The following is a 12,805-nucleotide window of genomic DNA, read 5'->3' on the forward strand; positions in this document are numbered from 1 at the left end:
CGCGGGTCGGAAGTAAGAGGAGCACTTCGTCAACCTTCGTACTATGCAGTCATGCCATGAGTTCCAGGCACAACAGTTCGGTAAAATCACACGGTTTGTCCAAGCAGTCCTAAAATTCGGCGCATAGACCGTCAATGCCGCTCATTGGAGCGTCGTTGACGGTCAGTATCAGTCTCGGTCGACGGGAGTAGCCGTGACCATATGAGCTTAGTGCTTTCCATGCTGGGGAGAGGCAGACTGACCGCTTCTGGCCGATTGCAGCCTAGATGACTCCCTAAAGCCGACGGAGTAGCGTGATTGCATCTGTAATCGCTTTCGCGTTTTCATCCAGGGTTTCCATGGCCCCGACAGCGTTCTCTGCAACTGTCCCTACGCCTTTCTCCGAAAGCCACTTGGTGACCTCCTCTATCGCCGCCGCAAGCGCATGCTGGTTGTGCAGTAGTAACGTGAGTGCATCTGCAGTGGCAATGTTGGAATCTGAGTTATTTGGCATAGCAGCCTTCCTTGGAGTTCGATTCGCAGAAGCCTAGCTCATCGAATCGCTGGCGAAGGTCAGCCACCCATGGTGGTGGCCATTTTTGCACCAAAATAGCGCCCCAGTCCCATTTCAGTCCCATATGGCCTTTTTTCAGACGCCAAAAACCACAAACCCCCGACTTTCTCTAGGAAAATCAGGGGTTTGCGTTTACTGAATGTGGCGGTGAAGGAGAGATTCGAACTCTCGATACAGTTTCCTGTATACACACTTTCCAGGCGTGCTCCTTAAGCCACTCGGACACTTCACCGTATCTCTTCAAACATGTTCTGTCTGTCGAGGCGCGCTAATGTAGTCGAAAGCTTTTCCGATGGCAAACTTTTTTTCAGAATTTTCATGCGGTTAAGAGAAAAAGTCGTTTTGCCCGCTGGCAGGCCATGGCAAACCGGCCAATCTTCGGTGGGTGCGGCCCTTCTATATAGAAGCGCAATGCCTCGCCACGCTGGATGGGCCGTGAAACGGTGACTGGCGGGTCAGTCACAGCGCTTTACCTGGCCTGCGGCGGTGGGTAACGTCTGCCCATCTTTCTTACAAGGAATAGCGTCATGAGTGAGTTGATTTCCTACCACCTCGAAGACGGTATCGCGACCCTGACCTTGAGCAACGGCAAGGTCAATGCCATTTCTCCGGACGTGATTGCGGCATTCAACGCGGCGCTGGATCAGGCGGTGACGGATCGTGCCATCGTGATCATTACCGGTCAGCCGGGGATTTTGTCCGGCGGCTATGACCTGAAAGTCATGACCGCCGGCCCTAAAGAAGCGGTAGCGTTGGTGACTGCCGGTTCGACGCTAGCCCGTCGTCTGCTCTCTCACCCGTTCCCGGTGATCGTCGCTTGCCCGGGTCATGCCGTGGCGAAGGGCGCTTTCATTCTGTTGTCTGCCGATTACCGTATCGGTGTCGACGGCCCGTTCAGCATCGGTCTGAACGAAGTGCAGATCGGCATGACCATGCACCACGCCGGTATCGAGCTCGCTCGTGATCGCCTGCGTCGCTCGGCGTTCCACCGCTCGGTGATCAATGGCGAGATGTTCGATCCGAAAAGCGCCGTGGATGCCGGCTTCCTCGACAAGGTGGTTGCCGCCGAGGAACTGCAAGGTGCTGCGCTCGCCGCTGCGCGTCAGTTGAAGAAGATCAACATGCTCGCGCACAAGAACACCAAGTTGAAAGTCCGTAAGGCACTGCTGGAAACGCTGGATAACGCGATCATCCAGGATCAGGAGCATCTGGGCTAAGCCTGGATTCAAGAACGTAAAGAAAGCCCGACCGTCGTGTCGGGCTTTTTCTTACGCGCAAGGTTTAAAAGTCTGCGGCAGCTCTAGGACAGGTCTGACCCTCCATTTGGAAACATGCGCTTAAACATCGGCCATCTCCGGACTCTATAGCGGCAATTGCCGAAAACAGTGCACATCCGTACACTGCGCCACCTTTTGTCCCGGTGGGGCCTGAAAATGCTGTTCCTGTTTCGTATGTTGTTGATGGGCCTGCACTTTATTTTTGCGGGTGTGCTCGGGGTGATCCTCGGGATATGCCGCCCGTTCAATCCGGACAACAGCCGTCTGTGCGCCCGCCTCTACGCATTGCCGGCGATGTGTATTTTGCGTTTACGGGTGAAATCCGATGTCAGCGGTTTGCTGAACAAACCCGACAGCTGCGTGATCATCGCCAATCACCAATCGAACTATGACCTGTTCGTATTTGGCAACGTAGTGCCACGCCGTACCGTGTGCATCGGCAAAAAGAGCCTGAAATGGGTACCGCTGTTCGGACAATTGTTCTGGCTGGCCGGCAATGTGTTGATAGACCGTGGCAATGCGCACAAGGCGCGCCAATCGATGCTTACCACGACCAATACCCTGCAGAACGAAGACACCTCGATCTGGGTGTTCCCGGAAGGCACGCGCAACCTCGGTGAAGAATTGCTGCCATTCAAGAAAGGTGCCTTCCAGATGGCGATCGCCGCCGGCGTACCGATCGTTCCGGTTTGCGTCAGCAGTTACATCAAGCACATGCGCCTGAATCGCTGGCGCAGCGGGAAAATCCTCATACGCTCGTTGCCGGCAATTCCCACAGCCGGATTGACCATGGATGACATGCCCATGCTCATCAATCAGTGCCGCGAACAGATGCGCGAGTGCATTGAATCGATGGACCGGCAACTGCAAGCCGCCTAAGAAGACAACCCGCCCTGTGCGGGTTTTCTTTTGCCCGGTGAACTGTACAGATTTCACTGACTCTCAAGCAGCGACACGGCTAAGCTGAAGCCTTGTATTCCCTGCCACCTGCCAAGAAGAAGTGAATCACCACCATGGGTCGAGTTGTTGCTGCTGCGGTGTATAGCGCAGGCAAGAAAGTCACCAATATTTCCCTCGACGAAGGCGCTGCCTGGGCCGCGAAAACCGGTCACTTTGTCTGGATCGGTCTGGAAGAGCCGGACGCTCAAGAGCTTTCCAACCTGCAACGTCAGTTCAACCTGCACGAACTGGCCATCGAAGATGCTCTGGAAAAACACAGTCGACCGAAACTGGAAACCTTTGGCGACGCTCTGTTTATCGTCACCTACTCGCCCATCCGCGAAAACGGTGTTCTGCAGTTCATCGAGACGCACATCTTTGCCGGCAAGGGCTACATCATCACCGCGCGTAACGGCCACTCCGCGTCCTACGCCCATGTCCGCCAACGTTGTGAGGCACGCCCACTGTTGCTGGAGCATGGGGAAGATTTCGTACTCTATGCGCTGCTCGATTTCGTCATCGAGAACTATCAGCCAGTCGGTGAAGCGATCCATGCCGAAATCGATGAACTGGAGCGCAACGTGCTGTGTAGCGCACTGAATGAGCGTGACATTCAGAAGCTGCATGGCTTGCGCCGTGACGTTGTACGACTGCGCCGGTACGCGGCGCCGATGGTGGAGATTGGCGAGGAACTGCAGAAGCTGAGTTTCCCGTTTATCGACAAGAATATGCGCCCGTACTTCCGCGATGTGCAGATCCACGTAACGCGGCAGATGGAAGACCTGAGCACTTTGGCCGACATTGCCAGCCAGACCATCGAGATCGGTGTGTTGCTCGAGGCATCACGGCAAAGCGTGGTACAGCGCAAGTTTGCTGCCTGGGCGGCGATCCTGGCGTTTCCGACGGCGGTGGCGGGGATTTACGGGATGAACTTCCAGAACATGCCGGAGTTGAGCTGGCACTACGGCTATTTCGGCGTGCTGGGGTTTATTGCGGTGGGATGTGTAAGTTTGTGGGCGAGCTTCAAGAAATCGGGGTGGTTGTAGAGCAGACCGAGTTGTCTGGAACATTCGCGAGCAGGCTCGCTTCCACATTGATCGGTGGCGCACCGCAAATCCAATGTGGGAACGAGCCTGCTCGCGAAGCTTTTGGCCTTAGACAGTTTCTGGCTTATGCGCCACAAAACGCATCATCCACTCCGCTACCGTCGCACCATGGTGTTCCTGCTCGAGGCTTGCCACGCCCTTGGTGTAGATCTGCGAACCCAACGCTTCCTGACGCAGATCCAGCAGCGCTCGCGAATAATCGTGGATAAATTCCGGATGCCCCTGGAAGCACAGCACCTGATCATTGATGTGATACGCCGCGAACGGGCAGAAATCGCTGGAAGCAATAACCGTGGCGTTTTCCGGCAGCGCTGTGACCTGGTCCTGGTGGCTGATCAGCAGCGTCAGTTCCTCACGCACCGGGCTCATCCACGGCGCCTTGGCCGCGAGTTTGTAGTTGTGGGTGCCGACACCCCAACCTTGAGTTGCGCGCTCGCTCTTGCCACCGAGCAGCAGCGCCAGCAACTGATGGCCGAAGCACACGCCGAGCAGTTTGTCGCCGCGCTCGTAACGAGTCAGCAAGTATTCCTTGAGGGTCTGGATCCACGGATCGGTGCCGAACGAATCGGCCTTGCTGCCGGTGACGAGGTATGCGTCGAAGGTCAGGTCATCGCTCGGGTAATCGCCCTGCATCACGTTGTAGACGGTGAACTCGGCGGCGATCGGTTGCTGCGAGAACAGGCGCTGGAACATCTGCCCGTAACCCTGATATTGATCGACCAGCTCCGGACGCAGGATGTCGGTTTCCAGAATGCAGATGCGTAGCGACATAAAAAATACCTGACACGTGATGGGAATAATGAACACCTCAGAGCCTGCCTTGAAACCCCATGGCAAGGCAAGCCCCGAAGTGCAAGCGCCCTTAGAACATTTCACCTTTCGCAGCTTTATCCAGCAGCAGCGCCGGCGGCGCGAAACGCTCGCCATACTGCTCGGCCAGATATTGCGCGCGAGCGACGAAATCCCTCACCCCGTATTGGTTGATGAACTGCAACGCACCGCCCGTCCACGGCGCAAAACCGATACCGAAGATCGAGCCGACGTTGGCGTCCGCCGTCGAGGTCAACACGCCCTCCTCCACACAGCGCACGGTTTCGATGGCCTGCACGAACAACAGCCGATCACGCACATCTATCGGCGAGATCTGCCCGTCGGGCTTCTCGAAGCGCGCCTTCAGTTCTGGCCACAAATGTTTCTGGCCTCCCGCCGGGTAATCATAGAAACCGCCTCCCGCCGCTTTGCCCGGACGCTTGTATTCGTGAAGCAGCAAGTCAATCACGGCGAAGGCCGGGTGCTCAATCAGCGGCTTCCGTTCTGCCTGTAGGTCTTTGGCAGTTTGCTGGCGGATATGACTCATCAGGCTGAGGGAAACTTCGTCAGAGATCGCCAGAGGCCCGACCGGCATCCCGGTCTTGCGCGCTTCGGTCTCGATCATCGGCGCACTTACGCCCTCGCCGAGCATGGCGATGCCTTCGTTGGTGAAGGTGCCGAACACCCGTGAGGTGAAGAAGCCGCGACTGTCGTTGACCACGATTGGCGTCTTCTTGATTTGCAGAACGAAATCAAAACCTCGGGCGAGGGTTTCGTCGCTGGTTTGTGCGCCTTTGATGATTTCCACAAGCGGCATTTTTTCTACCGGGCTGAAGAAATGCAGGCCGATGAATTTGCTTTGATCAGGCACGGCAGCCGCCAGCCCGGTGATAGGCAACGTCGATGTATTCGACGCGATGACCGCGTCGGCGCCGACCACTTGCTGGGCGGCAGAGGAAACCCTGGCCTTGAGATCGCGATCTTCAAATACCGCCTCGATGATCAGATCGCAACCCGCGAGGTCGGCATCACTTTCGGACGGCTTGATCCGCGCCAACACCTCATCACGCTTCGCAGCATCCATCTGTCCGCGAGCGACTTTCTTGTCCAGCAACGCCGCAGAATGTGCTTTGCCTTTTTCGGCGGCAGCCAGATTGACGTCCTTGAGCACCACTTCAATCCCCGCCGAAGCACTGACAAAGGCAATCCCCGCCCCCATCATCCCAGCGCCAAGCACGCCGACCTTACGCGTGACATAAGGCGCAAAGCCCTGCGGCCGCGAACTACCGGCGTTGATCCCATTGAGTTGAAACCAGAATGTGCCGATCAGGTTTTTCGAGATCTGCCCGGTGGTCAGTTCAGTGAAGTAACGGGTTTCGATCAGGTGCGCGGTGTCGAAATCGACCTGAGCGCCCTCGACTGCCGCGCAGAGGATTTTCTCCGGCGCCGGCAGTGTCCCTTGGGTCTTGCTGCGCAGAATCGACGGCGCAATCGCCAGCATCTGCGCGACTTTCGGGTTCGACGGCGTGCCGCCCGGAATCTGATAACCCTTCACATCCCAGCGCTGCACTGCCGTCGGATTGGCAACGATCCAGGCCCGCGCCTTGGCCAGCAATTCATCGCGATCAGTCGCCAACTCATCGATCAGACCCGCCTGCAACGCTTGTTGCGACCGCACCTTTTTACCTTCGAGCAAATACGGCAGCGCTTTCTCGATGCCGAGCATGCGCACCATCCGTACTACTCCGCCACCGCCCGGCAACAGGCCAAGGGTCACTTCCGGCAGACCGAGTTGCACCGCCGCATCATCCAAAGCCACGCGGTGATGACAGGCGAGGCAGATTTCCCAACCGCCGCCCAGCGCCGCGCCGTTGATCGCCGCGACCACCGGTTTGCCGAGGGTTTCCAGAGTGCGCAACTGAGCTTTGAGGATCAGCACCATGTCGTAGAACGCTTTGGCTTCAGGCTTGCCGACCTTGATCAGCTCATTGAGGTCGCCGCCGGCAAAGAAGGTTTTCTTTGCCGACGTAATGATCACCCCGGCAATGTTGTCTTTTTCCGCCACCAGCCGGGCCACGCATGCGGCCATGGCCTCGCGGTACATGGCGTTCATGGTATTGGCGCTCTGGCCCGGCATGTCGATGGTCAGCACGACGATAGCGTCCTGGCCTTTTTCGTAACGAATGGCTTCGCTCATAACAAGGTTCCTTGAATTCGGGGCTCAGAGGCGTTCGATGATGGTGGCAATGCCCATACCGCCGCCGACGCACAGCGTCGCCAGGCCATAACGCAGGCGTCGCGCTTCCAGCTCATCGAGCAGGGTGCCGAGGATCGCGCAACCGGTGGCGCCCAACGGGTGGCCCATGGCGATAGAGCCGCCGTTGACATTGACCTTGTCCGGGTCGACGGCCATGTCCTTGATGAACTTCAGCACTACCGAGGCAAACGCTTCGTTGACCTCGAACAGGTCGATGTCCTCGACGCGCAGCCCGGCCTTGGCCAGCGCTTTGCGTGTGGCTGGTGCAGGGCCGGTGAGCATGATGGTCGGATCGGTGCTGGTGACCGCCGTGGCGACGATGCGCGCCCGCGGTTGCAAGCCCAGCGCCCGACCTTTGGCTTCGGAGCCGATCAGCATCAGCGCAGCGCCGTCGACGATCCCGGAACTGTTGCCCGGTGTGTGCACGTGATTGATGCGTTCGACATGGCTGTAGACCCGCAGCGCCGTGGCGTCAAAACCCATCTGACCGATCATTTCGAAACTCGGCTTGAGCTTGCCCAAGCCTTCCAGAGTCGACTGGGCACGAATGAACTCATCGTGATCGAGCAGGATGATGCCGTTCTGGTCTTGCACCGGCACCAGCGACTTGTTGAACGAGCCGTCAGCCCGCGCCCGTGCGGCTTTCTGTTGCGAGTGCAAGGCGTAGGCATCGACGTCCTGACGACTGAAGCCTTCCAGCGTGGCGATCAGGTCAGCGCCAACACCTTGCGGGGTGAAGTGGCTGTGCAGGTTGGTTTGCGGGTCCAGCGCCCAGGCGCCGCCATCGCTGCCCATCGGCACCCGCGACATCGACTCGACGCCACCGACCACCACCAGATCTTCGAAGCCCGAACGCACTTTCATTGCGCCAAGGTTGACCGCTTCGAGTCCCGAGGCGCAGAAACGGTTGATCTGCACACCCGCGACGCTGACATCCCAATCGGCCACTTGCACGGCGGTTTTGGCGATGTCGGAGCCTTGATCGCCAATCGGCGTGACGCAGCCGATGACCACGTCATCGACCTGGCTGGTATCCAGCGAGGTACGTTCCTGCAGCGCGGTCAGCAGACCGGCCAGCAGATTCACCGGTTTGACGCTGTGCAGAGCACCATCGGCCTTGCCTTTGCCACGGGGCGTGCGTAACGCGTCGAAAATCAAAGCTTGAGTCATGACGTCCTCGAACCTGTGCGTGGAGTGGTTTCTTGCCCCCACTCTTCGCCCGAGCGCTCTCGGATTCAATGACCACAGCGCTCAATGCGCTTGACGCACCCGCTCAGACGGACGGTCATTGGCCAGCGGGTGAACCGGTTCAGGTCGGCGAGTTGTCTAGCCAGCGGGCGGCAAAGAAGCTGGCAATACGCCTCATGCCTTTTTAATCGCAGTTTCTCAGCACTCCAGACGAAATGGATCTAAGCCAAGCGTGACGTGGCCCCTAATGTAGAACATGTACGTCATGGTCGTCGGGTTTTGCCGAGGCAGGCGTTCTTCAACAGGAAGTGCAACGCGTGCCGTCATGGATATGCAGGCAAGCATCAGGAAATAACAATAAAGGCGGTCAAGCCATGTTCAAACAACCGAAAGTACGTCAAGCAGGGCTCATTCTTTTCGCCACGACGCTGTTGTTGATTTTGCCGAATCTGACCAAGGTCATCGGCTGAACCAAGCGGCAGGTGCTGTTTATCGCCACTGAAAATGTGACTGGCCCGCTACCCGGGCCAGCGTGGCTGTGCCAACCTTGGCGCACTCCTACGACATGGACGGCGATCATTTGAAAGCGCTCATTGTGTTCGGGGCCATGCTGCTGAGCATGCCCTTGTCTGCCGCACAGTTGGATCTGCAACTGGGCGCAAGCAGCCGCACCTGGCAGACCGAGGAATTGCTCAAGCATCCTCAGATACAAACCCTCACGATCAAAGACGATGTGTCCTACAAGAAGGACATGACCTATCGCGCCGTGCCCGTGGCCGCGCTGCTGACCGGGATCAAACCGCAAGATCACCTGCAAGCGGTGGCACTGGACGGGTTTGCCGCGGAGCTGGCTGCTGCGCCGTTGCTCAACCGTGAGGGCGCACGGGCCTGGCTGGCCATCGAAGATCCGGCTCAACCATGGCCACCGCTGTCGGAAGGCAAGCACAGCGCCGGGCCGTTTTATCTGGTCTGGACCGATCCACAGGCGGGCAATATCAGCCCGGAGCAATGGCCGTTCGAAGTCGCGAGCATCAAGCGCTTGGCGCCGGTGGCCGAGCGCTTCCCTGCCCTGCTGCCGGATCCTGCGTTGAAGGCGGATGACCCGGTGAATCGCGGGTTTGCGCTGTTTCAGAAGAACTGTCTGGCGTGTCACCGATTGAACGGTGCGGGAGACGCGCAATTCGGGCCGGATCTGAATATTCCGTATAACCCGACCGAGTATTTCGGCGCGGATTTCCTCAAGCGCTACATTCGTGATCCGCAGAGTTTGCGGCAGTGGCCGCAGGCGAAGATGCCGGGGTTTTCGGTAGAGGTGTTGCCGGAGGGGGATTTGCAGATGTTGGTGGGCTATTTGCGGCACATGGCCGGACGCAAGGTTAAGCCCTGAGCACATTTCCTTGTAGGAGTGAGCCTGCTCGCGATAGCGGAGTGTCAGACACTGATAATTCAACTGTCAGACCGCTATCGCGAGCAGGCTCGGGTTATGCGTGAACCCGTTACTGTTGTTGCACGGAGATGATCGGCGTTGGCGAGACGAACACCTTCGCATGCATCTGCTCACACCCGCCGCCGCGGCGCATGCCGCGCACCGGGCAGGCGTCGAGATAATCGAGGCCCACCGCCAGCTTCAAATGCCGCTCCGGCCGCGCCAACTCATTGGTCACGTCAAAGCTGTACCAGGCGTCATCCAGCCACGCTTCTGCCCAGGCGTGGCTGGCCAAATGTTCACAATCCTCGCTGTACAAATACCCCGAAACATAACGCGACGGAATCCCGAGGCTGCGTGCGCACGCCAGAAATGCGTGAGCATGATCCTGGCAAACACCCGCACGCCCGGCGAAGGCCTCAGCGGCGCTGGTATCGACCTCGGTGGACCCCGGCGTGTAGGTCATGTGCTGATTCAAACCGTGCATCAGATCGATCAGCGCGGTGCGATCGCGCCGCTGTTTGCAGGATCTCTCGGCAAACGCGCGCAACGCCTCATCTGCCTCTGTCAGCCGGGTAAAACGCAGGAACGGCAGCGCCGACTGGCTCTCATGCTCGGCCTCGCGCAACTCATCGATATCAACCTGCCCCCGCGCACCGATGATGATCGCTTCGTGCGGCTCATCCATGGTCAGCACATGCAGGATATTGCCGAACGGATCGAGTTGCGCACGCACCGGGCGTGGCAGGTCGAGTTGCCAGCTCAACACGTGCTGACGCTCGCTGTCGTGGGGTGTCAGTCGCAGGTACTGGATGCTCGCCCGCACCTGATCTTCGTAGTGATAGGTGGTCTCGTGGCTTATGGAAAGTCTCATGCAGCCTCCAGGTAGGAACTGTGAATGGCGTTGCCCAACTGGCGCACCAGCGGGATGAATTCGGTCAGCCAGGCGTGCAGGCCTTCCTCGAGAATTTCGTTGATGCCGGTGTAACGCAAGCGTGCGTCCATCTCTGCCGCCAGACGCTGCGCCGGTCGGCCGTTGGCGCCGGGTAACTGCGCGAGAATCTGATCAATCTCTTCGGTGCAGGCCCGCAGTGAGCGCGGTACATCGGCGCGCAACAGCAGCAACTCGGCGACGTGACGGGCGCCGGGCGCATCGCGGTAGATTTCGGTGTAGGCCTCGAAGGAGGACAAGGCGCGCAGCAAGGCGCTCCACTGGTAGTAGGCGTGGGCCGTACCGTCGCTGACTGCTTCAGCCTGATCGCCAGCCATTTCATAGCGGGCATCGAGCAATCGCAGGGTGTTGTCCGCGCGTTCGATGAACGTACCGAGGCGAATGAAACGAAACGCATCATTCCGCATGATCGTGCCGTACGACGCACCACGGAACAGGTGCGAACGCTCCTTGATCCACTCGCAGAAACGGCTCATGCCATAGCGACTGAGGCCCTGCTCGGCGATCCCGCGAATCTCCAGCCACGTCGAGTTGATGTTCTCCCACATGTCCGCCGTGATGCGCCCGCGCACGGCGTGCGCACTGGCCCGCGCCGCGCCGAGGCAGCTGTAGATGCTCGCCGGATTGGCCGCATCGAGGGCGAAAAAGTGCAACAGGCGCTCGGCATGCAGCGCGCCATGGCGCTCCAGATAATCGTCGAGGGTGCCGGTGATCAGCAACGGCATGGCCAATTCGTGCAAACCGTCGCCGCGACCGTCCTGCGGCATCAACGACAGCGAGTAACTGATGTCGAGCATCCGGGCGAGGTTTTCCGCCCGCTCCAGGTAACGCGACATCCAATACAGATCCGAGGCAGTTCTACTTAACATGGCAAGCTTCCTTCAATCCTCGACCACCCAGGTGTCCTTGGTTCCGCCGCCCTGGGAGGAATTCACCACCAGGGAGCCTTCGCGCAGCGCGACACGGGTCAAACCGCCGGGCACCACCCGTGTTTCGCGCCCGGACAGCACAAACGGACGCAAGTCGATATGGCGCGGTGCGATACCGTTTTCGACAAAAGTCGGGCAGGTCGACAGCGACAGCGTCGGTTGCGCGATGTACGCGTGCGGCTTGGCCTTGATCCGTTCGCGGAAGGCATCAATTTCGGCCTTCGTCGACGCCGGCCCCACCAACATCCCGTAACCGCCGGAACCCTGGGTTTCCTTGACCACCAGATCTGGAAGATTGGCCAGCACGTGGGAAAGTTCAGACGGGTTGCGGCATTGCCAGGTCGGCACGTTCTTCAGGATCGGTTCTTCGTCGAGATAAAAACGGATCATGTCGGTAACAAACGGATACACCGATTTGTCATCCGCCACACCGGTGCCGATGGCGTTGGCCAGCACCACATTGCCGGAGCGATAGGACGACAGCAGCCCCGGCACACCGAGCATCGAGTCGGGATTGAACGCCAGCGGGTCGAGGAACGCGTCGTCGAGGCGGCGGTAGATCACGTCCACCGCTTTCGGGCCGTCGGTGGTGCGCATGAACACTTTGTCGTCACGCACGAACAGATCCGCGCCTTCGACCAGTTCCACGCCCATTTCCCGGGCGAGAAACGCGTGCTCGAAGAATGCACTGTTGAAGCGTCCGGGCGTCAGCACCACGACGCTCGGGTCGTCGATCGGACTTGAGCTTTTCAGGGTGTCGAGTAGCAGGTTCGGGTAGTGATCGATCGGCGCAATGCGCTGCGCGGCAAACAGCTCCGGGAACAGGCGCATCATCATCTTGCGGTCTTCGAGCATATAGCTGACGCCGCTCGGGGTGCGCAGGTTGTCTTCGAGCACGTAATAAGTGCCGTCGCCATCGCGCACCAGATCGACGCCGGAGATGTGCGAATAGATATCACGGTGCAGATCGAGGCCTTGCATCGCCAACTGATATTGCTCGTTGGCCAGCACCTGTTCCGCAGGAATGATCCCGGCCTTGATGATGCGCTGCTCATGATAGAGGTCAGCGAGAAACATGTTCAGCGCCTTGACCCGCTGGATGCAGCCGCGCTCGACGATTCGCCACTCGCTGGCGGGAATGCTGCGCGGGATGGTGTCGAAAGGAATCAGGCGCTCGGTGCCCTGCTCGTCGCCATAGAGCGTGAAAGTGATCCCGGCGCGATGGAACAGCAAGTCAGCCTCGCGTCGCCGTTGGGCCAGCAGCTCGTCAGGCGTGTCGGCCAGCCAGCGGGCGAACTCGCGATAATGCGGGCGAACCTGGCCGCCGGCATCGTACATCTCATCAAAATAGGTGCGGATCATGCCGTA

At 58.9% G+C, this 12,805-nt stretch carries 11 protein-coding genes and 1 tRNA gene; 4 read left to right on the forward strand and 8 right to left on the reverse strand.

Annotation, left to right across the window (positions count from 1 at the left end; translation table 11 throughout):
- Positions 1 to 274: 274 nt before the first annotated feature.
- Complete coding sequence (locus ACOYXJ_RS00285; RefSeq protein WP_460367317.1) at positions 275 to 493, reverse strand: hypothetical protein; 219 nt, start codon at positions 491 to 493, stop codon at positions 275 to 277.
- A 202-nt stretch (positions 494 to 695) separates the two neighbouring features.
- Positions 696 to 785 (reverse strand) — tRNA-Ser (locus ACOYXJ_RS00290).
- 295 nt (positions 786 to 1,080) lie between these two features.
- Here ACOYXJ_RS00290 and ACOYXJ_RS00295 point away from each other — a divergent pair.
- The 3 genes from ACOYXJ_RS00295 (at position 1,081) to ACOYXJ_RS00305 (ending at position 3,815) form a co-directional block, all read left to right on the forward strand.
- Complete coding sequence (locus ACOYXJ_RS00295; RefSeq protein ID WP_150794506.1) at positions 1,081 to 1,770, forward strand: crotonase/enoyl-CoA hydratase family protein; 690 nt, start codon at positions 1,081 to 1,083, stop codon at positions 1,768 to 1,770.
- A 216-nt stretch (positions 1,771 to 1,986) separates the two neighbouring features.
- Positions 1,987 to 2,709, forward strand: a complete 723-nt coding sequence (locus ACOYXJ_RS00300; RefSeq protein WP_150794505.1) for a lysophospholipid acyltransferase family protein — start codon at positions 1,987 to 1,989, stop codon at positions 2,707 to 2,709.
- A 134-nt stretch (positions 2,710 to 2,843) separates the two neighbouring features.
- Positions 2,844 to 3,815 (forward strand): magnesium and cobalt transport protein CorA, encoded by a 972-nt coding sequence (locus ACOYXJ_RS00305; RefSeq protein ID WP_053116847.1) that lies wholly within the window; start codon positions 2,844 to 2,846, stop codon positions 3,813 to 3,815.
- Positions 3,816 to 3,923: 108 nt separating this feature from the next.
- Here the strand turns inward: ACOYXJ_RS00305 and ACOYXJ_RS00310 are convergent, their stop codons facing one another.
- From ACOYXJ_RS00310 to ACOYXJ_RS00320, 3 genes are all read right to left on the reverse strand, one after another.
- A complete protein-coding gene (locus ACOYXJ_RS00310) occupies positions 3,924 to 4,646 on the reverse strand; it encodes an amidotransferase (RefSeq protein ID WP_150794504.1) in 723 nt (240 codons plus the stop codon).
- A 91-nt stretch (positions 4,647 to 4,737) separates the two neighbouring features.
- Positions 4,738 to 6,882: a 3-hydroxyacyl-CoA dehydrogenase NAD-binding domain-containing protein gene (locus ACOYXJ_RS00315; RefSeq protein WP_460367320.1), complete on the reverse strand. Its 2,145-nt coding sequence runs from the start codon at positions 6,880 to 6,882 to the stop codon at positions 4,738 to 4,740.
- 24 nt (positions 6,883 to 6,906) lie between these two features.
- A complete protein-coding gene (locus ACOYXJ_RS00320; protein WP_460367322.1) occupies positions 6,907 to 8,112 on the reverse strand; it encodes an acetyl-CoA C-acetyltransferase in 1,206 nt (401 codons plus the stop codon).
- Between the two features lie 583 nt (positions 8,113 to 8,695).
- Here ACOYXJ_RS00320 and ACOYXJ_RS00325 point away from each other — a divergent pair.
- Positions 8,696 to 9,517, forward strand: a complete 822-nt coding sequence (locus ACOYXJ_RS00325; protein WP_460373074.1) for a c-type cytochrome — start codon at positions 8,696 to 8,698, stop codon at positions 9,515 to 9,517.
- A gap of 109 nt (positions 9,518 to 9,626) precedes the next feature.
- Here ACOYXJ_RS00325 and ACOYXJ_RS00330 read toward each other — a convergent pair whose 3' ends face one another.
- Genes ACOYXJ_RS00330 through ACOYXJ_RS00340 form a run of 3 tightly spaced genes read right to left on the reverse strand, consistent with a single transcriptional unit; the run spans position 9,627 to position 12,799 of the window.
- Positions 9,627 to 10,430, reverse strand: a complete 804-nt coding sequence (locus tag ACOYXJ_RS00330) for a transglutaminase family protein (protein ID WP_064391212.1) — start codon at positions 10,428 to 10,430, stop codon at positions 9,627 to 9,629.
- Positions 10,427 to 11,377 (reverse strand): alpha-E domain-containing protein, encoded by a 951-nt coding sequence (locus tag ACOYXJ_RS00335; protein ID WP_016982907.1) that lies wholly within the window; start codon positions 11,375 to 11,377, stop codon positions 10,427 to 10,429. Before ACOYXJ_RS00335 ends, ACOYXJ_RS00330 begins: the two co-directional genes overlap by 4 nt.
- Positions 11,378 to 11,389: 12 nt before the next feature.
- Positions 11,390 to 12,799 carry a circularly permuted type 2 ATP-grasp protein gene (locus ACOYXJ_RS00340; RefSeq protein ID WP_007914061.1) on the reverse strand — a complete coding sequence of 470 codons (1,410 nt, stop codon included), beginning with the start codon at positions 12,797 to 12,799 and terminating at the stop codon, positions 11,390 to 11,392.
- Positions 12,800 to 12,805: the final 6 nt, after the last annotated feature.

The sequence above is a fragment of the Pseudomonas sp. Tul2A7 genome (genome assembly GCF_054790505.1).